Raw genomic sequence first — 23604 nt, 5'->3', positions numbered from 1 at the left:
CGAACGTCGGTGCCATCGCGAGCGAACGCGTGTTGTCAACGGGACAGGGAGCATCCGATGAGAAGACCGCACGTCCTCCTGATACGGCGTCGGCGCACGAGGTGTCTCCTCGTCGCCCTGGCGCTCAGCGCATGTTCCGTCGTCGCCGCTCCCCCGGCCGCCGCGGCGCAGACCATCGGGTTCCCCACCTTCGGCGGGCCCGCGATCCCGGCTCCGCCCGTCGCCCACACATCGGGCGACATGATGAAGGCCGTCTACGACGCGGAGAGTTCGGGCACCGACTTCTGGATGGACCGCCTGCTCGCCCGCTCCGGCAACGACCCCGCCGGACCGTGGCTGATGAGCCGCGGCCGGGCCCTGTTCATGAAGGAGCACAACCCGGCGCAGCTCGGCTTCGGAGGCAAGGCCGCCTACTGGGAGAGCATCAACGACAGCGCCGCCTACACCGTGGCGGTCACCCCGGGCACCTTCACCGAGCAGGTCGCCCAGCGCCGGCAGACGCCCAGCCACTGGAAGAGCGTGCACACCAACGGCTCGGTCACGGTCGACCAGACCAAGTTCATCACCGACAACAACGTCGCCGTGACGAACCTGTCCATCAAGAACAACGGTTCGAGTTCCACGACGCTCCAGCTGCGGGCGACCTCGCCGTACGCCACCTCCGGCACCGGAAGCGAACTCACCGGCCAGGTCAACGCGTACAACAACCTGACCACCCTCCGCCCGCGTCTGACCGGCGACGGCTTCGGCGTCTCCGGCGGCGGCCTCAACCGGTCCGTGACGGTCGCGGCCGGCGCCACCGTGACGGCCAAGGTGGTGATGGGCTTCGTCACCGACGAGATCCCGCAGTCGCTGACCGAGTACAACGCCTACGCCGGGTACTCGCCCGCGACCGCGTTCGCCACCCATGTGAAGGCCTACAACCTGTGGTGGGCGCAGAACGTGCCCTACATCGACGTACCCGAACCGGCGATCAAGAAGAACATCTACTACCGCTGGTGGCTGATGCGCTTCAACAGCCTCGACGCGGACATCCCCGGGCAGACGTTCCAGTTCCCGACCTCCACCGAGGGCGTCCTCGGCTACAACAACGCCATCGCGCTCACCCAGCCGATGCACATCGACGACCTCAAGTATCTGCGGAACCCGGCCTACGCGTACGGGGACTGGCTGAGCGTCGGCCAGACCTCCAAGGGCGGCCGTTTCCTCGACAATCCGGGTGACCCGGAGAACTGGTCCAACAGCTACACCCAGTACATCGCCGAGGCGGCCTGGAAGAGCTACCAGATCCATGGCGGCCAGCCGGGCATCGCCGCCAACCTGGCCCGCTACGCCGAGGGCGACATCAAGGGACAGCTCGCGCACTACGACCATGACAACAACAAGCTGATCGAGTACGACTGGGGTGCCCTGACCGGCAACGACGCCGACGCGGTGTCCTTCCACTGGAAGCCCGGGAACATGGACCGCGCCGAGTCCGCGTACCAGTACAGCGGCGCGCTGGCCGCCGCCCAGGCCTACGAGTCGATCGGCAACACGGCCAAGGCCACCGAGATGCGCACTCTGGCGTCGCAGATCAAGGACGCCATCGTCAATGTGCTGTGGAACCCGGGCCGGCAACTGTTCGAGCACCGGTTGAAGTCGACCAACGAGTGGGTGCCCTGGAAGGAGATCAACAACTACTACCCGTTCTCGGTCGGCGCCGTCCCCAACACGGCGACGTACAAGCAGGCCCTGCGGCTGTACGACGACCCGGCGCAGTACCCGATCTTCCCCTTCTACACGGCCAACCAGGTCGACAAGAAGGCCGCCGCCGACGCGGGCAACCCGGGCTCGAACAACTTCTCCACCATCAACTCGACCGTGCAGTTCCGGCTGTACTCGTCGGTGCTGCGCAACTACCCCAACTCCTGGATGAACGCCACCGACTACAAGAAGCTCCTGTACTGGAACACCTGGGCGCAGTACGTCGGTGGCAACACCCAGTGGCCCGACGCCAACGAGTTCTGGGCGGACTGGAACGGCAGCTCGGTCAACTACCGTTCCTGGATCCACCACAACATCCTCGGCAGCAGCAACTGGACCGTCATCGAGGACGTGGCCGGGCTGCGGCCGCGCAACGACGCCAAGGTCGAGCTGTCCCCCATCGACATCGGCTGGAGCCACTTCACCGTCAACAACCTCCGCTACCGGGGCGCCGACCTGTCCGTCGTCTGGGACGACCCGGCCGACGGCGTGGTGCGCTATCCGGGCATCCCGGAGGGCTACTCGGTCTACGTCGACGGCGACCGGGTGGCCACCGTCAGCTCGCTGGTGCCGCTTGTCTGGGACCCGGCGACCGGTGATGTCACCACCAGTGGCACGGTCACCCACCGCGCCGCCAAGTCCGGGCTGAAGGCCCCGAACCAGGTCGTGCAGAACAGCCCGCAGATGGTCGACATGCTCGCCAAGGCGGGCGTCGATCTGACCGCCGAGCTCACCAACCTGGCCTCCGGCGCGACCGTGTCCGCCTCGCACACCGGGTCCGGCAGCACTGTCTCGGGCGCGGTAGACGGCTACCCCACCAACGAACCGTTCTGGGGCGCCGGCGGCTCCGCAAACAGCCAGGACTGGTACGAGCTGAACTTCGGCACCGCCCGCACGCTGAACGAGGTCCGGCTGCACTTCAAGGACAGCCGCCCGGCGAGCGCGACGTACCGGGCACCCTCCGCGTACACCGTCCAGTACCACAACGGGAGTTCGTGGGTGAACGTCCCCGACCAGACGAGAAATCCGGCGGCGCCACGGGCCAACTACAACCGGGTGCAGTTCCCCGCGGTCACCGCCCAGCGCGTCCGGGTGCTGGCCACCAACGCCTCCGGCGCGAAGACGGGCCTCACGGAGGTCAAGGTGTTCAACCGGGGCGGGGTCCAGCCGCCGGGCAACCTGGCGAGCTCGGCGACGGCCTCGGCGTCGTACACGTCCTCCTGGGAGAGCGTCGCCGCGGTCAACGACGGGATCGATCCGCCGTCGTCCAACGACACCGTGAACCCGCGCTGGGGGACCTGGCCGGAGACCGGCCAGCAGTGGGCGGAGCTGACCTGGCCGTCCGCGAAGACCCTGAACAGGGCCGAGGTGTACTTCTTCGACGACGACCAGGGCATCGACATGCCGGCCTCGTGGAAGCTCCAGTACTGGAACGGCTCCGCGTATGTCGACGTGCCGGGCGCCGGGTCCTATCCGCTGGCGAAGAACCAGTACAACACGGTCACTTTCGACGCCACGAGCACCACCCGGCTACGGGTGCTGCTCACCGGCAACGGCACGAACTCCGTCGGACTCCTCGAAGCAAAGGTGTACGGACCGTGACTCGTCCCAGACTCCTGTGCGCGTTCCTCGCGTCGGTCACCATGGCGGTCGCCTTCCTGGTCGCCCCGCAGCCCGCTGCCGCCGCCGTCTCCTTCACCTCGACGGGGGTGAACCAGAACGGCGGCAACTGCCTTGACCTGCCCGGTAGTTCGACGACCAACGGCGCTCAGCTCCGCGCCTTCGCCTGCGCCGGCGGGGCGAACCAGAGCCTGTCCTTCACACCGGTCTCGGGAACGGCCGACACCTATACGATCACCACCCAGTCCGGGCAGTGCGTCGATGTGTACGGCGCCTCCACGGCCGACAACGCCGCGGTCATCCAGTGGCCCTGCCACGGCGCGACCAACCAGCAGTGGCGGCTCACGCCGGTGTCGGTCTCCGGCACGGACAAGACCTTCAACCTGGTCTCCGTGGGCTCGGGCAAGTGCGTCGCGCCGAGCGGGGGTTCGTCGGCCTCCAACACCAACCTGGTGCAGCTGCCGTGCGCGACGGCGAACGGGAGGGTGTGGCGGCTGCCCGGCTTCACCGGCGGCGGCACGGCCCCTAGGACGTTCACCAACCCGCTGGCCCAGCGCGGCCCCGACCCGTGGCTGACGTACCACGACGGCTTCTACTACCTCGCCACCACGACCTGGAACTCGACGGTCACCATGCGCAAGGCGAGCACCCTCGCCGGGCTCGGCACCGCCAACGAACAGGTGATCTTCAACCTGACCCGGCCCAACGGGGCGGGCACGATGTGGGCCCCGGAGTTCCATCTCCTCGACGGCCCCAACGGGAAGCGCTGGTACTTCTACTACACGGCCGGCCGGGAGCCGTTCGACCTGGGCACCCAGCGGATCCACGTCCTGGAGAGCGCCGGCCTGGACCCGATGGGCCCGTACACCTTCAAGGCCGATCTGCTCGACCCGACGCAGGACAACACCTGGGAGCTGGACCCGGGCATCCTGCAGCTCAACGGCCGGCTGTACCTCCTGGGCACGTACTACAACGGCTCGCAGCCCATGTTCATCCGACCGCTGTCGAACCCGTGGACCGCGAGCGGCACCCGCCGTGTGCTGTCGACCCCGACGTACAGCTGGGAGACGGTGGGCGGCGCGGTCAACGAGGGCGCCGAGGTGCTGCAACGGGGTGGCAAGACGTTCATCATCTACTCGGCCAGCCACTGCTCCACACCCGACTACAAGCTGGGCATGCTCACCTACAACGGCGGCGACCCGCTCAACTCCTCCTCGTGGGTCAAGTCACCGAACCCGGTCTTCCAGCGGTCCAACGCCAACGGCGTCTACGGCCCCGGTCACAACGGCTTCTTCAAGTCGCCCGACGGGACCGAGGACTGGATGGTCTACCACGCCAACAGCTCCGCCTCCGGAGGCTGCGACATGAACCGGTCGACCCGGGCGCAGAAGTTCACCTGGAACGCCGACGGCACCCCGAACTTCGGCACCCCGGTGGCCCTCGGCGTCACCTTGACCGCTCCGTCGGGCGAATAGGCTCCAGGCTCCACCGCGCTACCGGACAACCACCAGGCACCGCCCCGGCATCAGGGGACGTCAGTCCTGCACCAGCTGATCGGCCAGGCGATGGGCGTGCGCCAGCAGCGTCCCGTAGGTCACCAGCGCGTCGGGGTCGTCGGCGACGGCGCCAGGCAGCCGTCGACGGAAGGTGTCTAGGGCGCGGTGGAGTTCCCCGACGGCCTCGCGCAGCGCCTCCGCGGCGGAGTCGTCGTGGCCGCTCGGGGCGAACCGGGTCCGGCTGTAGAGACGGACGGCATGTGCGGTGCGGTGCAGGAAGTCCGCGTAGGGATCGGCGATCGCCGCGGCGGGCCGGGCCACGTCGCCGCCGTGGTCCGCGCCGCCGCCGTGATCCGCGCCACCGTGGTCCGCGCTCTCCCACACCGTCCGGGTCACACCCGTGGTGTGGACGGCGACATGGTCGAGCACGGCCAGCGCGTCGCCGTACGCCTTCCCGGGCGGGGCGACGCCGTGCCTGTGGCGGCCCCAGGGGTTCACACGCATGCTCTCCCGGCTCCAGCCGATCGCCGACCGGGCCTGCTCCACCAGGCGGCCGAGCCGCAGTGCGCGCTCGTGCCACTCCCCCGCCTGACGGGCGTTCCACTCGCCGGCGGCCAGCCCGTCCGCGACCGCGTCGAGGATCTCCTCGGCCTCGCGGGCGGCGTCCCGCAGGGCGGCGCGGGTGTCGCGCAGGTACACCGGGGGCCGGATCAGCGCGTTGACCGCGACGCCCACCACCGCGCCGAACACCGCCTCCCCGACGCGGGCGGCCGACGCGGCGACGGTGGCCTGACCGCCGGTCAGCACGAAGAGCGCGCCGGTGGCGGCGTAGACGCCCTGGCTGCCGAGGCGCTGCCACTGCCCCAGCAGCAGCACGGCCGGCAGGACCAGGGCCATGGTGAGCAGGGTGTTGGGCAGCACCAGCGCCACCGCGGTCGCCACCACCGTGCCCACCGCGATCGCCGCGACCTGCTGCAGCCCGTGCGCGAGCGACCGGTACACCGTCGACTCCACCAGGACGACCGCCACCCAGGGCGCCACGAACGCCATCGGCGCCGCCAGCCACCAGCCCGCCACCGCCCACGCCACCCAGGCGGCCAGCGCCGCCTTGCCGGCCTGCGCCATCAGATCCCGTTCACGGCCCGGCCCTGCCCACGCCCACCGCACCGTCCGTACGGCGGCAGCGGCACGCCGCCGCATCTCCCGTACCGCCCTGCCAGTCCACTCCATGACACACCAAGTGCCACGGCAGCGCCGAGACGCACCCGCAGGCCGCGACTTCATGGCGGACGGGGCTCCGGCGAAAGGCCCCGGTGGCGCGGCGGCGGCGCGGGAACGCGCCACCGCCGGTGAAGAAACGGCTGTCGCAGCCGTTTCTTCACCGGTCGCGCGTGCGAGGCTGGGCGAAAGGACTGTCGGGACGAGGGTGAAGCGGAGGGCCGTGTGGACTGGGACCGGTTCGCACAGCAGCTGGCGTCGATGGCGCGGGATCTGCTCGCACAGCATTCGGTGGACGCCACGCTGGCGCGGATCACCGCCTCGGCCACCGAGCTGGTGGAGGGCTGTGACGCCGCCGGCATTCTCGTGCTGCGCGGCACGGCCGTGGAGACTCTCTCCCCCACCGACCCGCTGGTGGTGGACAGCGACCGGCTGCAGGAGCGGCTGCGGGAGGGGCCGTGCTTCGACGCCGCCCTCAGCTCGGACGGAGAGCGGGTCTACCGCATCGCCGACCTCTCCGAGGACCCGCCGCGCTGGCCCGCCTACGCCCCGCGCGCCCGCCGTCTCGGTGTGGGCAGCATGATGGGCTTCCTGCTGTTCACCGAGGACGAGGACCTCGGCGCGCTGAACCTCTACTCTCGCGCGCCCGGCGCGTTCACCGAGGTCAGCGAGCTGGCCGGCTGGTTGCTCGCCTCCCACGCGGCGGTCGCCTTCTCCAGCGCCCGCACCCACGCCCAGCTGGAGCAGGCCGTCGCCACCCGCCATGTGATCGGCGAGGCCATGGGCATTCTCATGGGCAGCCACCAGCTCTCCGAGAAGGAGGCGTTCGACGTGCTGCGCCGCTTCTCCCAGGAGAACAACATCAAGCTCCGCGAGGTCGCCCGCCGCGTCTGCGAGCAGGGCGGCCTCTGACGGGTTCTCTCCGAAGGTTCCGTGGGGACGGCTCCTCCGGCACGCAGTCAGAACCAGAGAAGCCTGGCCGGGGCGACCCCCAGGGGAACGCCGTCGAACCCGGCCTGCCCTCCAAGTCCCCCCGCCTCGTCTCCCCACACCTCACGGTGCCCCGGTTTGGGTTCCCCGCAGAGGGGAACCCGGTGGGGCGCATCCGGAGGAAAGAAGATGAGACGTCGTGAGTAGTACGCACACCGTCGAGAAACTGGTCGTCCGCGAGAGCGACTGGGCCAAGGCCCGCCACCGGCGCGGGAGCGGGAGGGGCGTACGCATGTGCCTTCCCGCCCTCACCGACCAGGACGGCTCCCGCACGGCGGAGGCCGGGGCGGACTCGCACATCGTGAGGGGTGACGACTGACCACCCGTTCGTGGGCGAGCGGACGGGGCTGGCGACGGGCCGGCAGGGACAAGCGGAACTGCCCCTGCCGGCCCGTCGCCCGTCCCCGTCGCCCGTCGGTACGCGTGCTCGTACGCGTACATGGTCCTCGGTACGCGTGCATCGTCCTCGGCACACGCACGAGTCAGTCGTCCGCGTACGAGGAGTCAGTCGTCCTGTCCCCGGCCGCTCAGCGCGTCGCGCATACGGTCGACGAGGCCCATGCCGGGGGCGAGGAGCTTGTTGGCCGGAGGGGTGTCCGGGGCCGACGGGTGGGGCCGGGTCGGCGCCGTCTTCTTGGCCGTGCGGACCTTCTCGCCGAGGCTGTTCAGGGCGTCCGCCGAACAGGCCGCGCGCAGCCGGGGGAAGAGGTTGTTCTCCTCGTCCTGGATGTGCGCCCTGATCTCGGTCATCAGCTGGGCGACGAGCAGATCGAAGTCCGGGTCGTCCGCCTCGCACCGCTCCAGGGCCTTCATGGTGCGCTCGGCCTCGGCGTGGTCCTCCAGTTCCCGGTCGGCGATCGCGTCACCGTCCGGGATGTGCTCACGGACCGCCGGGTAGAGGTAGGCCTCCTCGGCGACCGAGTGACGCACCAGCTCGATGGTGACCTTGTCCACGTAGTGCTTGCGCTGGGGGTCCCCGGAGGGCAGCGCCTCGATCTCGCCGAACATCTCCTCCACTTCGCCGTGGTCCGTGGTCAGTTCGGCGATGACGTCTCCACCGTGTCCCATGTCCCTCGCTCCTCTCCTCGGTGATCCTGGGCGGCCTGGGTCTCCGCATCCGTACCCGTCGGCCCGCCCCGCCTTTCGGCCCGCTCCCGAGTACCCGCGAACGGCCCAGCCACGAGGCTCCCCGACCGGGTGACCTCCGGGTCCCTCCGGGCCCCGAACGTATGCGCACTACGATCTCCGCAGACGAACGTGCGGGGGTGCGGGGAGTGACGGGTCCCTCTCCCGGCCGAGCACCGGCACCGCGCGGCACCACACCGCCCGCACTCTCAAAGGACTCCTTCACCGCGATGCTCCACGGCACCCGTTCGACGACGGCGCCCCTCGACTGGAACAGCCGTCTGCGCCTGTTCGGGCACACCGGGCGCCCCCGGAGCGACATCCGTGAACGCCTGGTCCCGCCCTTCCCGGAGCCGGGCACCCGCCTCTGGGAACGGGTGGGCCTCGGCCCGGAGCCGGCGTACCGCGTCGCGAGGGCGATGGAATGGGTGGGGCCGCTGCTCGTCGCCTTGCTGGCCGGAGCGATGCGTTTCTGGCGCCTGGACCGTCCGCACGAACTCGCCTTCGACGAGACGTACTACGCCAAGGACGCCTGGTCCTTACTGCGGTTCGGCTACGAGGGCACCTGGCCGGACCGCAAGATCGCCGACCCGCAGGTGCTGGCCGACCCGCAGGTGATCACGCTCACCGACACCGGGAGCTTCGTCGCGCACCCGCCGATGGGCAAGTGGGTGATCGCTCTCGGGGAGTGGATGTTCGGCCTCGAACCGCTCGGCTGGCGCTTCATGCCGGCCGTGCTGGGCACGCTGTCGGTGCTGATGCTGTGCCGCATCGGACGCCGGCTGTTCCGTTCGACGTTCCTGGGCTGTCTGGCCGGCGCGCTGCTGGCGGTGGACGGCCTGCACTTCGTGATGAGCCGCACCGCGCTGCTCGACCTGATCGTCATGTTCTTCGTCCTGGCGGCCTTCGGCTGCCTGCTGATCGACCGGGACCACGCGCGCGCCCGGCTCGCGGCGGCACTGCCGGTGGGCGAGGACGGGCGCGTCCGCCCGGACCGGGACACCGGCGACCGGGCGGGGACGGGGTGGCGTCCCTGGCGGCTCGCGGCCGGCGTCTGTCTGGGCCTGGCCGCCTCGACCAAGTGGAACGGCCTGTACTTCCTGGTCTTCTTCGTGATGCTGACCCTGCTGTGGGACGTCGGCGCCCGCCGGGTCGCCGGGGCGAGCCGGCCGTACCGTGCGGTGCTGCGCAAGGATCTCGGTTTCTCGGTGCTGTCCCTCGTCCCGGTCGCCGTGGTCACCTATGTGGTGACGTGGACGGGCTGGTTCCTGTCCGACGACGGCTACGGGCGGCACTGGGCGGACGGCCGCGGCGGCGCCTGGTCGTGGATACCGGCCCCGCTGCGCGGCTTCTGGCACTACGAGGCCGGCGTCTACCGGTTCAACGTGGGACTGGACGCCTCCCACACGTACGAGTCCAATCCGTGGAGTTGGCTGGTCCTCGGCCGTCCCGTACTGGTCTCCTACCAGTCGCCCGAGCCCGGGGAGGCCGGCTGCCACGCGATCACCGGCTGCTCGCAGACGATCCTCGCCCTGGGGACGCCGATGCTGTGGTGGTCGGCGTGCGGCGCCCTGGTGTATCTGCTCTTCCGGTGGGCCCTGCGCCGCGACTGGCGCGCGGGCGCCGTGCTGTGCGCCGTGGGCGCGGGCTATCTGCCCTGGTTCCTCTACCAGGACCGCACGACCTTCTCCTTCTACGCCGTCGTCTTCGTGCCCTACCTGTGTCTGGCGGTGGCGATGACCCTGGGCGCCCTGCTGGGCCCACCGGGGGCGAGCCCCGACCGCCGTGCCCGGGGAGCCATGGTGGCGGGCGCGCTCGTCCTGCTCATCGCCTGGAACTTCATCTACTTCTTCCCGATCTACACGGCCCAGACGATCCCGTATCCCGACTGGCGCGTCCGGATGTGGCTCGACACCTGGATCTGAACCACGATGGCCGATCATCCGACCGAACGGCTCGTACTGCATCCGATGACGGTCGGCGAGGCCGGGCGCCTGGTGACGGGCGAGCCGCCGGGTGCTGCCTGTCGGGCGCCCGGATACGGGGGTACGCCACCGCAGCCTTCCGTGAACTGCCGCTGTTCGCACGGGCGCACGGCGCCGCCCGCGTGAAGGGCGACGCCGTGAACTGACCTGACACGACAGCCCCGGCGGCCCGTCCCGGACCCGCTACCGCCTCGGCCCCGCGAAGGCGTAGGCCGTCGTGCCGGCGATCGCGAGGGTCGTGGCCGTCCATGTGGCCGTGGTCGTGCCGGGCGGCAGCAGCATCCAGGTCGCCGCCTGCATCGGCACGCCGGTCGGAGGCGGGACGAAGACTGAGAACGACAGCCAGGCGATGGGCAGGGTCCACGCGTACGCGGCCCCGCACACCACGGCTCCGAGAGCGGCGAGGCCCATCAGCCCCGCGCTGTCGCGGACGACGAACCCGGGGGTGGCCAGGTCCTCCCCGCCCACCGTCTGTACCGCGAGAAGCACGGCGCAGACGAGCAGGCCGCCGAGCAGCACATGTGCCGCTCTGCGGGGCCGCCAGCGGATCGCGGCCGTGCGGTCCAGCGCGAGGTCCTGGCCGCCGAGTCCGATGGACACCGCCGCCACCCCCGCGAAGAGGACGAACACGGGCAGCTTCGGATCGGCCGGCCCCCCGGCGCCGTCCCGGGCGGCGAGCGCCCACACCGCCACCGCGCTGATCACCACCGCGGCGAGCGACGCCGGCACCTGCCGGGAGCGCGCGTACAGCGTCAGCCATCTCACCGGGACGTACCGCCGTCCAGGACGTCGAGCGGGTCGCCCTCGCAGTCGACGGCGGCGGTGTGCGCCGCCTTGACGCGGGCGATCTGTTCGGACCAGGGCAGCGCCTTGAGTTCCGTGAACACCGGTCCCGCGGCGGCGAGTTGGTCGCTGGACGCGTGCATGGCCCCGTCGAACGGCTTGAGGTCCCCGAGGACCCAGCCCGCCGCCACACCCTGCGCGGCGACCTCGCCGAGCGTGCCGCTCTCGTTGGCGCTGCGGGCGGAGCAGAGCGGCACCATGCCCTGGGCGAGCAGCACCCGGGTCAGTTCCTCGCCCTTCGCGTCGGCGATCACGCTGTCCTCGAAGTCGAAGAGCACGGACGTACGGGAACGTTCCGGCGGGTCGAAGAGCCCCCGTGGGGCGGTGCTCTCCCGGACGGAGGTCGGTGCCTCGCCGCCGAGGACGTCCCGCAGGAGGCCGAGCGCCTTCTTCCCGGGCTTCGCCAGACCGGGGAGGTAGTCCTGATGCACCGTCGCCACGCACACCGGGCCGTCGCACATCGGTGCCGCGGCGGCCTCGTCGAAGACGTACGCCCGGCGCGGGTCCCCGGGCAGGAGGAGCAGGGCGATCGCCGCGCCCGCCAGGACGGGTACGAGGGCGAGCAGACGGGCGCGCGGGGTGGCGGCGGCCAGCAGCGCGAGGCCGGTCGCGGCCATGCCGAGCAGCCAGACCGTCTGGCCCAGGTGCACGGGGGCGGAGAGCGTGAGGAACACGTCGCGCACCTCGTCCACCGCCGGTGACAGCAGCGCGAACCGGGTCGGGGCCGTGGACGTCGGCACCCCCGATTCCGTCGTCAGCCGCAGGAGGTTGACGAACACGAAGGCGGCCACGGCCAGCGCGGGCGGCAGCAGCGGGGAGGGGAGGAGGCGCCCGAGGCCCATGCCCAGGAAGGCCCCCGCGACGAGGCCCAGTCCGGCGACGAGCGGGATCGGCAGCCAGCCGAGGTGGTTGTACTCGGTGGCTCCGAGCACCTGGACGCCGCCCAGGAGGACGAGGAGCGCGAAGGCCGAGGCCAGCGTGATCGCCGACGCGCCCGCGGTCGTGGCCGCGCGGTGCCGGGCGGGGCGTGGTGTGCTCGTCAGCAGCTCGGACATCCGCGATCGGTGGTCGCGCAGCCCCTGGAGGGCCCCGAGGGCGATGGCGAGCGGCCACAGGACGGCCAGCAGGAACCGGGTCCACAGGGCCATGGACGTCCACTGGCTCGTCCACAGCTCGGTGCCCTTCCACCACGGGCCGCTCAGCAGGTACAGGAACGCCAGGGCGACGGTGAGGGTCACGACGCCGGCCCACGGGGCGACGGAGCGTCTCAGTTCGATGCGCAGGACACGGACGTTCACCAGGTGCCCCTTTCCTGCCGGGGGTCGGCCAGCAGCGCCGAGTATCCGCGCTCCAGCGGGCTGTCGCCGACGTGCTCGGGTCCGCCCGCGGCGGCCAGTTCGTCCGGGGTGCCCTGGAAGACCAGCCGGCCCTCGGCGAAGAGCACCACATCGGTGCAGGCGGCGGCGACGTCCTCCACCAGATGGGTGGAGACGACCACACAGGTGTCCGTGCCCAGTTCCTGCAACAGCTCGCGGAAGCGCAGCCGTTGGGCCGGGTCGAGGCCGACGGTCGGCTCGTCGAGGAGCAGGACCGCCGGGTCGTTGACGATGGCCTGGGCGATCCCGACGCGCCGCACCATGCCGCCCGACAGGGACTTCATCCGGTCGTCGGCACGGTCCGCGAGGCCGACCCGCTCGACGGCGCGCTGTACCGCCGCCGGGATGTCCGCCTTGGGTACCTCCTTCAGCCACGCCATGTACTCGACGAACTCGCGCACCGTGAAGCGCTTGTAGTAGCCGAACTCCTGCGGCAGATAGCCGATCCGGCGGCGCAGCGCCCGGTGTTCGCCGAGGCCTCCGGCGGACTCGCCGAGCAGTTCCAGGGTGCCCTCGGTGGGGCGCAGCACGGTGGCCAGCGCCCGGATGAGGGTGGTCTTGCCGGCCCCGTTGGGTCCGAGCAGGCCGTGCACTCCGGTGCCCAGCGACAGGTCGAGCCCGTCGACGGCCATTCGCTTCCGGCCGACCCTCACCTTCAGCCCCGTGGCCCGGATCTCCCAGGCGTAGGGCGTCGGTGCGAGGTCGGCCGCGCTCACCGCGGACATCAAGGTGTGTTCCTTCCGTCGGTTCATCGATTCGTTCACCGATTCGTTCAGCGATCGGTTCATCGGTTGGCTCATCGGCTGGCTCATCGGCTGGCTCATCGATGGGCTCATCGGCTGGTTCATCGATGGGCTCCCAGCACGGCGTACGCGCCCCTGCGGGCGATCACGACACCGATGCCGAGGGCGAGGATCAGGCCCCACACGGGCAGTCCGTCCGTGCGCAGGACGACGGGCGTACCGCTGGTGGCCAGGGCCGGCGCCACGACCACGGCGGCCCACACCGCGATCAGCGCGACGGCGGCACGGGTCACGCCGACGACTCCGCCGAGCGCCAGCGTCGTCGAGGTGAACGCCAGACAGGGCAGCAGCCACTGCGCGGCCGTCACCCCCGTCGCCCAGCCGCCGGCCAGCAGCGCGGGCACGACGACGGCGAGTACGGCCGTGGTGCGCCGCAGCACCAGGGGAAGCCCGGCTCTGGGCACGGAGGCCGTCAGCTCGTACGCCGGGTCCAGGCCGCGCGACCACGACGCCGCCACGCCCAGCACGGGCAGGACGGGGGCGAGCAGCAGCACCGGCGACACCTGGCCGGAGCCGTACCCCATGCCGGTGTCGACGAGGTCGAGCAGCAGCGCGAGCAGGGTCACGCTCATGACCATGGCCAGCCAGGGCGCCATCGTGGGGGTCAGCCACCTCGACAGCCGTGCCGACCAGCGTCGGCGGCGGGGCATCGTGGGGGTGGTGGCCAGCCGGGGCTGGAGGTCGGACCAGACGGTGCCGAGCAGTGCCGTCACATCGGGCGCGCTCGCCTCGGCGGCGGCCGACAGCCGGTCCCGGCAGACCCGGCAGCCCTCCAGATGGGCTTCCAGGGCCCACACCTCGTCGGCGGCGATGTCCGTGTCGCCGCGCGCGTAGCCGTCGATGAGTCGCGTCGACGCGTGTTCCACGCTCATGCCAGGGCCCTCCGCATCTCGGTCCGGGCCCGGCGGGCGCGGGTCTTGACCGTGCCCTCGGGCACGCCGAGCAGGACCGAGGTCTCCCGGACGGACAGTCCGTCGAGCACCATGGCCTGCAGTACTTCTCTGAGTTCGGGCGCGAGGCGTCTCAGCGCGTCCCCGACGTCACCGCCGACGGTCGCCGCGAGCGCCTCGTCCTCGGCGGCGGGCGCCAGGGGCTGTGCGGCTGCCGCGGGCGGCGGCTCCGCGTGGTGGGCCCTGCGGCGGAACGCGTCGACGAGTCGGCGGGCCGCGATCGTCCACAGCCAGCCGACGGCGGTCCCGCCGACCGCGGCCCCGGCGAACGCGCCCGCCGCGCGCCACACCGCCAGATACGTCTCCTGCATGACCTCGGCGACGATCTGCTCGTCGGCGCAGCGGCGCCGCAACCGCACCGCCAGCCATGGCGCGGTGCGCCGGTACAGCTCCTCGAACGCCGCGCGGTCACCCTTGGCCACGAGCCGGACGAGTCGCTCCTCGTCCGGCTCGGCCGGTGCCTTCCTGACTGATCTCACACCGACTAGACGCGGGGCCCGGGCGCCGGGTTTTCCGTCGGGAGTGATCCCGGTCACATCGCTGTCGTGTGCGGGTGACCGGCGGGGGGGCTCACTTCGTGAAGCGGTACTTCAGGTGGGTGGCGAGGGGGGTGTCGACCACCCGGACCGGTTCGAGGTCGCGCCGCCCCGCGCCCACGTCGTCGAAGAGCCGCAGCCCTGCTCCGATCAGCGCGGGCACGACGTGCAGTTGCAGCTCGTCGACGAGTCCTTCCCGGAGGTACTGCCGCACCGTGCTCGCCCCGCCCGCGATGTCGACGTTGCGGGTCCCGGCCGCGTCCCTCGCCCGGTCGAGGGCGTCGTGGATGCCGTCGGTGACGAAGGTGAAGGTGGTGCCGCCCTCCTTGACGAGGGTGGGCCGGGGCCGGTGGGTGAGGACGAGGACCGGGGTCCTGAACGGCGGGTTGTCGCCCCAGAACTCCTCGCCCAGGTCGTACATCGTCCGGCCCATGACCACGGCTCCGGTGGCGTCGAACCACTCGCGCATCAGCTCGGAGTCGCGGTTCTCCTCCCCGCCGGTCATGCCCTGGCGCTCCCGCCAGCTCGCCAGCCCGTGGATCCATTCGAAGAGCGGTTCGGCGCCGTCACCTCCAGGGTTGTCGGGGGCGACGCCGGGGCCGGCGACGTACCCGTCGAGGGAGATGGCCAGGTCCGCGGTCACGATCATGATGGGGCTCCTGAACGTCGTGGGGTGTACGGCGGGTGTACCGCCTCACCCTCACGTCGATCGGGTACCGCCGCATTCGACATGCCCGAGACGCGCCGCATCCGCTGCGAGCGGGGGCGCGGCGGCGAGGCCGCCCGGACCGTGGACCCCGTGCCGCATCGCCCCGCATCCGCGCGGGCGGCTACGGCAGCCGGTCGTCGGGGACGACGTGCATCGCCGCCTCCTCCGCGCCCGCCGCTCCGCCGTCGATGCCCTCGTCCTCGGCGACGAGCTCCTTGGTGGTGTCCGGCCGTGTGCCCTCGTCGGGTGCGACCAGGCGTCCGGCGCGGTCCGCTCCGGCCTCCGGGTCGAGCGGTTCGCCCTCGCCGTCCGGCAGGTCGCCGATACCGTCCCCGGCCGGTACCTCCACGTCGGGGACCTCCTGCCGCAGCCGATCGTCCAGGGACTCGCCCTCGTGCTGCTCGGCCGCCGTGGTGCCGCTCCTGGTGACGCCCAGGGGCTTCTCCGGCGGCGAGTAGCCCTCGTCCAGGATGTCGTCGTACGTACGCTCGTCGACCGCGTCCTGGAGATCCAGCGGGGCGGCGTCCTCCTGCTCCTCGTTGTCGCCCGTGGGCTGGTAGGCGTCGTCCGCCCTGTTCTCGTCACTCATGATCGCCTCCGGGGACGGTCGACTGTTTCCTGTCCCGTGCGGAGTACCGAGTTCCCCGGAGGCGACACCTCCGGGACCACCACCAACGGAGTGCCGCCCTCCGGTGGGCACCCCGTTGCGGGGATGGCGCCGCGGCGGTCCCGCCGTGAGGATGCTCCCTCGCACCACCCATACCGCACGGGGTCGAAAGGGGCTCACCGATGGGTTCGCACGCGGCACCGAAACGTCGTGGACGGGCACTGTGGCCCTCCATGGGTCTGCTGCTCCTGGTGGCGCTCCTCGGTGTGCCGCGTGCCGAGGGAGCGCCCGTGTCGGCCGACGCCTGCCGCGCCTCGGGCACCGAGCTGCCCCTCGGCGACTGCGGGCCGTTCTGGCAGGTCCTCGCGGAGGACTTCGACGGGGACAGGGTGCCGCTGGGCGCGTTCAGCGACTGCGAGCACCGTGTCGACACGTCCGCCGCGTACTGCGGGGGCCTGCGCGGCGCGTACCGCGACAACTGGTGGACGTACCCCACGGGTTGGCGCGACACGGCCAACGACCGGGGCCGGGACGTCGTGGGTGTCTACCACCCCGAGGACACCGTGAGCGTGGGCCCTGCGGCGAACGGTGACGGCCGGATGTACATCAGGATGTGGCGGCCCGCCGACGGCGGCCCCGTGCACGCCGCGGCGGTGGTACCCCGTGCCGTCATGCAGATGAGGTACGGCAAGTACAGCGCCCGTATCAAGGTGACGAAGCTCGCCCCGGGATACAAGTCCGCCTGGCTGCACTACGGCGGGGGCTGCGAGATGGACCATCCCGAGGGGGAATGGACCGGCGACCTCACCGCCTTCCACCACCCCTGCGGCGGCGGCGAACAGGGCTACTTCCCCGGCAGCGACGACTGGACGCGGTGGCACACCGTGTCGACGGAGTGGACGCCCGGACATGTGCGGTTCTTCGTGGACGGCCGGCAGGTCGGCCACGACACCCGGGACGTGCCGGACCGGCCCCTGTCCTGGGTGCTGCAGAACGAGAGCGCCCTCCAGGGGCCGGGCGCGGCGCCGGGCAGCAGCGCGCAGCTCGACATCACCTGGGTCGCCGCGTACGCGTACGACTGGAAGTGACCGGAGCGGATGACCAGGTGAACCCGGCGGAGCTTGCCCGTGCCGCGTGCCCGGCGCACGCTGGTCGTATGGCTGCGCACGACGACCCCGGCCCCACGCTCATCACGTCCGTGCAGCGTGCCTTCCGCCTGCTGGAGGCGGTGAGCGCGCACGAGAACGGCGCGCCGGCGAAGCAGCTGGCACGGGAGACGGGGCTGCCCCTGGCCACCGCCTACCACCTGCTGCGGACCCTGGTCCACGACGGGTATCTGCGGAAGCTGGCCGACGGCGGTTTCGTCCTGGGCGACAAGGTGCAGACGCTGCACGCCAGCGGTCGCGGGCAGGCGCTGCTCAGCCGGATCCGTCCGACGCTCGCGGCGCTGCGGGACGAGCTGACGAGCGCCGCCTACCTCACCTTCTACGAGGACGGTGAGATCCGGGTCGCCGAGATCGTGGACAGTCCCCGGGCGCCCCGGGTCGATCTGTGGGTGGGGTTCGAGGACGCCGGGCACGCCACCGCGCTGGGCAAGTCGGTGCTGCGCGAGCTGGACGAGGACTCCCGCAAGGACTATCTCTCCCGGCACCGGATGGCCGATCTCACACCCCGGACCATCACGGACGCCCCGGAGCTGCTCCGGCGGCTGGACTCCTCCCCCGTGGCACCCGCCGTCACGGACCTGGAGGAGTACGCCCTCGGCACGGTCTGCATCGCGGTGCCCGTGTACAGCGGGGACACCCTCGGCTCGCTCGGTGTCTCGCTGCGGGCGGACCGGCTCTCCCGGCTGGAGGAGGTCCGGGCGCGGCTGCTCCCGACCGCGAGCCGCGTGACCAGGGGCCTGTCGCTCACTATCTGAAAACCATGTCCTTGTGGCGCCCGGCCCGATCCTCTTTCCTGGATCAAACGGACATTTCAACGGACATTTTCAGGAGCGCGTGCTCCGCGCACAGGTGAGGACTGGCGGCGATACATGAGTCACACCCGAGAGTTCGGCGGCGACCACGGGCCGATCCGGCCGTCGAGGAAGCGAGCGTCCGTCCCGGTCAGGCCGGCCCGTAATCGGGTCGCCGCGCAGCTGGCCTCCGGGACGCCCGTCCTGCCCGTGCTGATCGTCTCCGTGATCGTGGTCGTCGGCCTCCTCGGCGGGGCCGGGCTGACCTGGCTGCCGCTGCTCGCCGCGGGGCCCGCGCTGGCCGCCACCACCAGCGGGCCGCGCGGGGTGCTGTGTGTCGGCCTCCTCGCCGGGGTGCTGGGCGCGATGCTCGGCGTCCGGGACGGCGCGCCGGGGCGTGAGCTGGCCGCCGTCCTGTCCGCGCTGGTGGCCGTCACCCTGGCGAGCGGCCTGGCCAGCGCGTTGCGCGGGCGCCGTGAGCGGGTGCTCGCGGCCGTCCGCTCGGTCGCCGAGGCCGCCCAGCACGCGCTGCTCCAGCCGGTACCGGCGACGGTCGGCCCGTTCCAGGTCGCCGTCCGCTACAGCGCCGCCGCCGCGGAGGCCCGGATCGGCGGGGATCTCTACGCCCTGGTGCCCACCCCGTACGGGGTGCGGATGATCGTCGGCGATGTGCGCGGCAAGGGGCTGCCTGCGGTCGGGATAGCCGCGCTGGTGCTCGGGGTCTTCCGCGAGGCGGCGTACGAGGAGCCCGATCTCCTCGCCGTCGTCGACCGGATCGAGCGGAGTCTGGCGCGGAACCTCCGCTGCGACGACTTCGTCACCGCCGTGGTCGCCGGGTATCCCCGGCCGGGTGAGCTGGAGCTGGTCAACTGCGGGCACGCGCCGCCGCTGCTGGTGCGCGGCTCCGGCGTCGTACCGGTGGAGCCCGCGTTCCCCGCCCCGCCCCTCGGGCTGCGCGCCCTCACGGGCGAGACCCCCGGCCTGCAGACCCTGCGCTTCGGCGACGAGGATCAGCTGCTGCTCTACACCGACGGTGTGACGGAGGCCCGCGACCGCGACCGCGCGTTCTATCCGCTCGCGGAGAGGCTGGCGCACCATCTGTCCGACGAGCCGGCCGACACCCTCACCTCCCTGCACGACGAACTGCTCACGCATGTGGGAGGCCGGCTGCACGACGACGCGGCTCTGCTCCTGCTCCGCAAACCGACCGCTCCCGCTCCCGAAGCGGCCGTGGTCGCGTGCGGCGCCCGGTCGCGGTCATGACCCCGGGCCGCCTCGCGCTCCTCGCCCCGGCCCGTCAGCGCAGCGCGGTCTCACCCGCCCGGACGGCCCCCAGGGCGCGCTCGACGGTCCGCCGGTTCTCCCCCACGGGAGCCACGTAGTCGAGGACACCACGCGCGGCGTCCTCCCCGAGCGTCCGGGTGATCACCCAGGTGGCGAGGTACTGGGACGCCAGGCAGCCGCCCGCCGTGGCGATGTTCCCCTCGGCGTGGAACGGCGTGTCCAGCACGGTGACACCACGGGCCTCCACGAACGGCCTGCTCGTCCTGTCCGTGCACGCCGGCATGGACTCCAGCAGACCGAGCCGGGCCAGCACCAGCGCGCCGGAGCACTGCGCCCCGATCAGCTGACGCGCGGGGTCGAGCGGCAGCCGGGAGATCAGCCGGTCGTCGGCGACCACATCCCGCGCCTTCACCCCACTGCCGACGAGCACGACCTCCGCCTCACCCACGAACTCCAACGGACGCTGCCCGGTCACCTCGACCCCGTTCATCGACGTCACCACCGCCGTCGGCGTCGTGATGAACGCCTCCAGCCCGTCCTTGCGGCACCGGTTGATCAGCGCGGAGGCGATGAAGCTGTCGAGTTCGTTGAACCCGTCGAAGGTGACCACGGCTACCTGCATCATGACTCCCTCACCCGTGCCCCTGTCTGTGTCCCTGTCCGTGCCCGTGCCCGTCGTCCGGTCGCATACTCGTTGTCTCCCGGTCCCGTGGGTGCGGCCCAACTCCCCCGCGCCGAGCGGTCATTCATTCTCCGTCATCGTGCTGTACGCCTCGTGGCGGACGTCGGCGTTCGCGTGGCCGCGCAGCAGGCGCAGGAGTGACCGCCACTCCTCGGGCCAGCCGAGGGCCGTGCCGGTGCCGTTGACGAGGCCGACCGCCAGCAGGCCCGTCGCGGTGCCGCCGTCGCGGGCGAATCGGTCGGCCGCGGTCAGCAGGGTCTCGGCGCGCTGCCGATGGGCACGCTGGGCCGAGGACGTCCGCAGTCGGCCGGACGTGTGGACCGCGACGCTCACCCCGGCGCCCTCCAGGGCGTCGGCCAGGTCCCGCAGTCGTTCGAGGAGGGCGGCCGGTTCCGTGGTGCGGTCGGCCAACTCGCGCAGCAGCTGGGCGCGTTCCGCCGCGAGCAGGGGTTCGGGCGCCAGCTGTTCCGCGACCGCTTCGAGCAGTTCGGGGCACACTCCGTCGACGTAGCCGAACGACGTCAGGCTCCGCAACCGTTGCAGGGCCGGCAGGTCCCGGTCCGCCAGCGCGTCACAACCGCCGTCCGTGGTGTGCGTCGCGGTCAGGAGGTCGGCCACCGTGCCGTGGAACACGCTGCCCGGCGCGGCACCGCCCACGGGGTGCGGCAGTTCGGAGGCGGCCAGATCGCGCAGCACCCCCGCCGCGCTCCGCCAGTGCGTGCGGTCGCCGAGGTCGCGGACGGTCCGGGCGACAAGGGCCGCCAGTTCGGGTGAGTAGCGGCACCACACCCCGAGGGCGCGGAACACGGCATAGCCGCCCCCGAAGCCCTCGGCAAGCGCGAGGGACCTGTCGTACGCCGCGACGACCACGGCCGCGTACGCGCGGCGGTGCGTCCCGGCCAGCTCCCAGGGGGTGACGGCCAGAAGGGCTTCGTGCACGGCACGGGCGTCGTCGTGTGCCACGTCCTCCAGCAACGGCCAGGACTCCGGCTCGCCGAGCAGCGCCGGCAGGGCGCGGACGACGGCGGCCCGTACGTCCGGGTGCCGGTCGGGGGCGTGGAAGGCGCCCGCCAGCAGGGACACCGCGCGCCGGGGCGGCAGGAAGCGGGCGGCGAGGCGTACGGCCTCCTTGCGGGAGGTGACCTTCGTGGGCTGTTCCCCGGTGAGCAACGCGCCCAGGGCCTGGGCGAGTTCGGAAGGTGCGGTGAAGCGGGCGGCGCGTGAGGCCGCGTACACGGCGACCCGGGCGCGGTCGCCGCCCGCCTGTTCCAGCAGCGCCGGGAGGGTGTCGTGGGGCCGGTCGGTCCAGGGCAGCGCGCCGAGGGCCGCCTCGGCGACGACCACCTCCGTGTCGTCCTTGTGCGCGAACGCCAGGGCCCGCCCGAACCCGGGCACCGGGGCCGCCGCCCGGATCAGGGCGGACCGTTCGTCGAGCGGCAGCGAGTCGTCCGCGACCGCCCGTGCGGCCAGCCGTACGGCCGCCGCCTGCTGGCGGGGCAGCCAGCGGTCGCTGTCGCGGAGGTCCGGCAGCGGGCGCCGGGCCCCGTCCACCAGGAAGCGGCCGTAGGGCGGGGTGTCGTCGAGCAGGGTGTCCAGCAGATCGGTGCGCCGCCGGCTCAGCACCCGCCGTACGGCCGGGAGGACGACCGACGACGGTTCGAGCGCGACGATCCCGGCGACCCGTTCGTCGCGGGTCGCCGGTGCGGCCAGCCACAGGTCGGCCGCCGTCCGGAACGTCTCGTCGTCGCCGCGTTCCAGGGCCGTGGCCAGCCGGTCCTGCAGTTCGGGCAGCCGCCGCGCGCGCGGTCCCAGGGCGGCGGCCAGGCCCAGCAGCAGCCGGAAGTCGGCCCGCCCGGCACCGGCGTCGAGCCAGGGACGCAGGGCCTGGAACACCTGATGTTCCTGGCCCCGCCGCAGCTCGCGGTGGAGCGGGCCGAGCTCGGGTAGGCCGGTCCGGCCGGTGAGGCCCTCCAGGGTGCGCAGGGCCCAGTGCCGCAGGGCCACCTCGTCGTCCGTGGCGTGCTCGACGAGCAGCCGTACGGCGAGGGTGCGCAGTGCCGTCAGGGTGTCGGCCGAACTGTCCCGGGCCTGAAGGGCGTCGGTGGCGATCGCGTCCAGCAGCGGGGCGTGGCCGGCGGCGAAGAGCCGCGGGTGCGCTTCGGCGAGTGCGCCGAGCGCGGCGGCGCGTACCGGGTCCCGGTCGTTGCGCAGCCGGCGTCCGGCCGTGGTCAGCAGCTCGGTGACCGCCTCCCGGCCGCCGTCGCGGGCGGCGCAGGCCACGAACAGCGGCCAGGCGGTGGCCCGGTCGTCGGCGTCGGACCGCCCGATCGCGGCGAGCAGGTCGGAGCGTGCCTCGTCGAGCGGGCCGTGGGCGAGGGTGTCCAGGTCGTCCCACCAGTAGTCGGTGCCGTCGAACTCGGCCGCCGCCCGCCGGACTTCCGCCCAGCGGCGCTCGCGGGGCAGCAGCCCGAGGACGCTCAGCGCCGTGTTCCAGCGGGTGCCGCCGTCGGCGACCGCGTCCACGAAGGCGGGGCGCAGGCCGGGCGCCAGGGCCTTCACCAGCGCGGTGAAGTGGCCGTCGCGGTACAGCCAGTGACGGCCCAGCGCGGTCAGCGACGCGGGCTCGGCCCGCACGAGCCGGTGCAGCACGCCCGGCGGCGGTATCGGCTCGTGGCGCTGTTCCTGACGGTCGGGGGAGGTGATCCAGCGGATCACCCGGTCGGCGTCGGCCGTGACCAGGGGGCCTAGGCCGTTGTTCAGCGCGGGCGGCAGACTGCCGGGGCCGTGCCGCTCCAGCAGGGTCAGCACCCGCTCGGGGCGCAGGGGCGCGAGCGCCGCGACCGTGGTGGCGTTCAGGCGCCACCAGTCGTCCCGCTGCTGTCCGCCCGCCCGGTCGGCGAGGGTCCGCTCGGCGTGGTCAAGGACCGGGTCGGGATGCCGGAGCGCGAGCCGGGTCCAGCCGTCGACGGCGTGCGCCAGGCCGGGCAACTCCCGTGCCACGAAAGGGGTGGAGCAGGCCGGCAGCAGCCGCGCGGCCTCGGCGTCGCCCCACTCCGCGCGCAGTCGCGTCACCAGCCGCTCGGCGAGTTCGCCGCGGCCTCCTGCGGCGAGCAGCCGGGCCAGCCGCTGCCGCAGCACGGCCGGCGCGTCGTCGTACGCCGCCTCCACGGCCCGGTCCGGTACGGGCAGGTCGCGTGCGGCGCGCCGCGCGTACCCGGCGACGACCGGGTCCGGGTCGGCCAGCCGCTCCGCGAGGAACCCCGCGTCCCGTCCGACGAGGGCCGCGAGCGCGGCGAGCCGCCGCTCGTACGGTCCGCGCGCGTCCAGGTCGGCCAGGAACGGGGCGAGCGTCCCGTCGTCCGCGAGCCCGCGGGCGGTCCGTGCCGTCAGGGTGAGGCGTGCGGGGAACGGCAGCGGTTCGAGGGCGGAGAGCAGTCGCTCCGCGGCGGTCGGCATGCGGCGATTCTGCCCGGCATGATCCGGTCAGGCGATCGATTAAGTGGGGGCGCGGAGGCGGGCGGGCCGACGTCGCCAGGGTGCGGGTGCGTGGAGCTTCTCGCGCAGTTCCCCGCGCCCCTAGAAGCAACGGCCCCTGCGGGCCGTTGAAAAAGCACGGGGCGCAGCCCCTGCTTTTTCAGGGGCGCGGGGAACTGCGCGACCAGCCCCCACCGGACCCG

Annotated in this window: 19 protein-coding genes; 8 read left to right on the top strand and 11 right to left on the bottom strand. The window is 72.4% G+C overall.

The window, feature by feature from the left end; genetic code table 11:
- Positions 1–57: 57 nt before the first annotated feature.
- Complete coding sequence (locus ABT147_RS06595) at positions 58–3348, top strand: discoidin domain-containing protein (protein ID WP_351403056.1); 3291 nt, start codon at positions 58–60, stop codon at positions 3346–3348.
- Entirely contained in the window at positions 3345–4841 is a 1497-nt protein-coding gene (locus tag ABT147_RS06590) for a family 43 glycosylhydrolase (protein WP_351403055.1), read from the top strand. The genes ABT147_RS06595 and ABT147_RS06590 overlap by 4 nt, the downstream gene beginning before the upstream one ends.
- A gap of 60 nt (positions 4842–4901) precedes the next feature.
- On the opposite strand, the gene ABT147_RS06585 is transcribed toward ABT147_RS06590, so the two are convergent.
- Entirely contained in the window at positions 4902–6092 is a 1191-nt protein-coding gene (locus ABT147_RS06585; RefSeq protein WP_351403054.1) for an aromatic acid exporter family protein, read from the bottom strand.
- 213 nt (positions 6093–6305) lie between these two features.
- Between ABT147_RS06585 and ABT147_RS06580 the strand changes: the two genes are divergently transcribed.
- Both ABT147_RS06580 and ABT147_RS06575 read left to right on the top strand, forming a co-directional pair.
- A complete protein-coding gene (locus ABT147_RS06580; RefSeq protein ID WP_351403053.1) occupies positions 6306–6992 on the top strand; it encodes a GAF and ANTAR domain-containing protein in 687 nt (228 codons plus the stop codon).
- 217 nt (positions 6993–7209) lie between these two features.
- Complete coding sequence (locus tag ABT147_RS06575) at positions 7210–7389, top strand: hypothetical protein (protein WP_351403052.1); 180 nt, start codon at positions 7210–7212, stop codon at positions 7387–7389.
- A gap of 185 nt (positions 7390–7574) precedes the next feature.
- On the opposite strand, the gene ABT147_RS06570 is transcribed toward ABT147_RS06575, so the two are convergent.
- Positions 7575–8138, bottom strand: coding sequence for a hemerythrin domain-containing protein (locus ABT147_RS06570; protein WP_351403051.1), 564 nt, complete (start codon positions 8136–8138; stop codon positions 7575–7577).
- A gap of 287 nt (positions 8139–8425) precedes the next feature.
- Between ABT147_RS06570 and ABT147_RS06565 the strand changes: the two genes are divergently transcribed.
- The gene (locus ABT147_RS06565) at positions 8426–10120 is read left to right on the top strand and encodes a dolichyl-phosphate-mannose--protein mannosyltransferase (RefSeq protein ID WP_351403049.1); all 1695 of its coding nucleotides are present in this window, start codon (positions 8426–8428) and stop codon (positions 10118–10120) included.
- 243 nt (positions 10121–10363) lie between these two features.
- Here the strand turns inward: ABT147_RS06565 and ABT147_RS06560 are convergent, their stop codons facing one another.
- From ABT147_RS06560 to ABT147_RS06530, 7 genes are all read right to left on the bottom strand, one after another.
- A complete protein-coding gene (locus tag ABT147_RS06560) occupies positions 10364–10945 on the bottom strand; it encodes a hypothetical protein (protein WP_351403048.1) in 582 nt (193 codons plus the stop codon).
- A complete protein-coding gene (locus tag ABT147_RS06555) occupies positions 10942–12321 on the bottom strand; it encodes a hypothetical protein (protein ID WP_351403047.1) in 1380 nt (459 codons plus the stop codon). Before ABT147_RS06555 ends, ABT147_RS06560 begins: the two co-directional genes overlap by 4 nt.
- Complete coding sequence (locus tag ABT147_RS06550; RefSeq protein WP_351403046.1) at positions 12318–13151, bottom strand: ABC transporter ATP-binding protein; 834 nt, start codon at positions 13149–13151, stop codon at positions 12318–12320. Before ABT147_RS06550 ends, ABT147_RS06555 begins: the two co-directional genes overlap by 4 nt.
- Positions 13152–13243: 92 nt before the next feature.
- Positions 13244–14074 carry a zf-HC2 domain-containing protein gene (locus tag ABT147_RS06545; RefSeq protein ID WP_351403045.1) on the bottom strand — a complete coding sequence of 277 codons (831 nt, stop codon included), beginning with the start codon at positions 14072–14074 and terminating at the stop codon, positions 13244–13246.
- On the bottom strand, positions 14071–14631 hold the full coding sequence (locus ABT147_RS06540; protein ID WP_351403043.1) for an RNA polymerase sigma factor: 561 nt from the start codon (positions 14629–14631) through the stop codon (positions 14071–14073). The genes ABT147_RS06545 and ABT147_RS06540 overlap by 4 nt, the downstream gene beginning before the upstream one ends.
- Before the next feature lie 91 nt (positions 14632–14722).
- Complete coding sequence (locus tag ABT147_RS06535) at positions 14723–15337, bottom strand: dihydrofolate reductase family protein (RefSeq protein WP_351403042.1); 615 nt, start codon at positions 15335–15337, stop codon at positions 14723–14725.
- A 181-nt stretch (positions 15338–15518) separates the two neighbouring features.
- Positions 15519–15986, bottom strand: coding sequence for a DUF5709 domain-containing protein (locus tag ABT147_RS06530; protein ID WP_351403041.1), 468 nt, complete (start codon positions 15984–15986; stop codon positions 15519–15521).
- 251 nt (positions 15987–16237) lie between these two features.
- Between ABT147_RS06530 and ABT147_RS06525 the strand changes: the two genes are divergently transcribed.
- The 3 genes from ABT147_RS06525 (at position 16238) to ABT147_RS06515 (ending at position 19224) form a co-directional block, all read left to right on the top strand.
- Entirely contained in the window at positions 16238–17092 is an 855-nt protein-coding gene (locus ABT147_RS06525; protein WP_351403040.1) for a glycoside hydrolase family 16 protein, read from the top strand.
- 68 nt (positions 17093–17160) lie between these two features.
- Positions 17161–17925: an IclR family transcriptional regulator gene (locus tag ABT147_RS06520; RefSeq protein ID WP_351403039.1), complete on the top strand. Its 765-nt coding sequence runs from the start codon at positions 17161–17163 to the stop codon at positions 17923–17925.
- A 114-nt stretch (positions 17926–18039) separates the two neighbouring features.
- Positions 18040–19224 carry a PP2C family protein-serine/threonine phosphatase gene (locus tag ABT147_RS06515; RefSeq protein WP_351403038.1) on the top strand — a complete coding sequence of 395 codons (1185 nt, stop codon included), beginning with the start codon at positions 18040–18042 and terminating at the stop codon, positions 19222–19224.
- A 34-nt stretch (positions 19225–19258) separates the two neighbouring features.
- Here ABT147_RS06515 and ABT147_RS06510 read toward each other — a convergent pair whose 3' ends face one another.
- Both ABT147_RS06510 and ABT147_RS06505 read right to left on the bottom strand, forming a co-directional pair.
- Complete coding sequence (locus ABT147_RS06510; RefSeq protein WP_351403325.1) at positions 19259–19867, bottom strand: DJ-1/PfpI family protein; 609 nt, start codon at positions 19865–19867, stop codon at positions 19259–19261.
- A gap of 120 nt (positions 19868–19987) precedes the next feature.
- Positions 19988–23383, bottom strand: a complete 3396-nt coding sequence (locus ABT147_RS06505) for a hypothetical protein (protein ID WP_351403037.1) — start codon at positions 23381–23383, stop codon at positions 19988–19990.
- Between the last annotated feature and the right edge of the window lie 221 nt (positions 23384–23604).

Origin of the sequence: Streptomyces sp. NPDC001868 (assembly GCF_040297125.1) — a bacterium.
GTDB lineage: Bacteria > Actinomycetota > Actinomycetes > Streptomycetales > Streptomycetaceae > Streptomyces.
This window is presented reverse-complemented; position numbering and strand designations above follow the sequence as displayed.

Bases quoted from the DNA above. Each gene is read 5' to 3' on its own strand.
- ABT147_RS06525 (WP_351403040.1), top strand. From the start codon at position 16,238: ATGGGTCTGCTGCTCCTGGTGGCGCTCCTCGGTGTGCCGCGTGCCGAG.
- ABT147_RS06515 (WP_351403038.1), top strand. From the start codon at position 18,040: ATGAGTCACACCCGAGAGTTCGGCGGCGACCACGGGCCGATCCGGCCG.
- ABT147_RS06550 (WP_351403046.1), bottom strand. From the start codon at position 13,151: ATGAACCGACGGAAGGAACACACCTTGATGTCCGCGGTGAGCGCGGCC.
- ABT147_RS06505 (WP_351403037.1), bottom strand. From the start codon at position 23,383: ATGCCGACCGCCGCGGAGCGACTGCTCTCCGCCCTCGAACCGCTGCCG.
- ABT147_RS06520 (WP_351403039.1), top strand. From the start codon at position 17,161: ATGGCTGCGCACGACGACCCCGGCCCCACGCTCATCACGTCCGTGCAG.
- ABT147_RS06570 (WP_351403051.1), bottom strand. From the start codon at position 8,138: ATGGGACACGGTGGAGACGTCATCGCCGAACTGACCACGGACCACGGC.
- ABT147_RS06585 (WP_351403054.1), bottom strand. From the start codon at position 6,092: ATGGAGTGGACTGGCAGGGCGGTACGGGAGATGCGGCGGCGTGCCGCT.
- ABT147_RS06565 (WP_351403049.1), top strand. From the start codon at position 8,426: ATGCTCCACGGCACCCGTTCGACGACGGCGCCCCTCGACTGGAACAGC.
- ABT147_RS06535 (WP_351403042.1), bottom strand. From the start codon at position 15,337: ATGATCGTGACCGCGGACCTGGCCATCTCCCTCGACGGGTACGTCGCC.
- ABT147_RS06545 (WP_351403045.1), bottom strand. From the start codon at position 14,074: ATGAGCGTGGAACACGCGTCGACGCGACTCATCGACGGCTACGCGCGC.
- ABT147_RS06595 (WP_351403056.1), top strand. From the start codon at position 58: ATGAGAAGACCGCACGTCCTCCTGATACGGCGTCGGCGCACGAGGTGT.
- ABT147_RS06510 (WP_351403325.1), bottom strand. From the start codon at position 19,867: ATGCAGGTAGCCGTGGTCACCTTCGACGGGTTCAACGAACTCGACAGC.
- ABT147_RS06530 (WP_351403041.1), bottom strand. From the start codon at position 15,986: ATGAGTGACGAGAACAGGGCGGACGACGCCTACCAGCCCACGGGCGAC.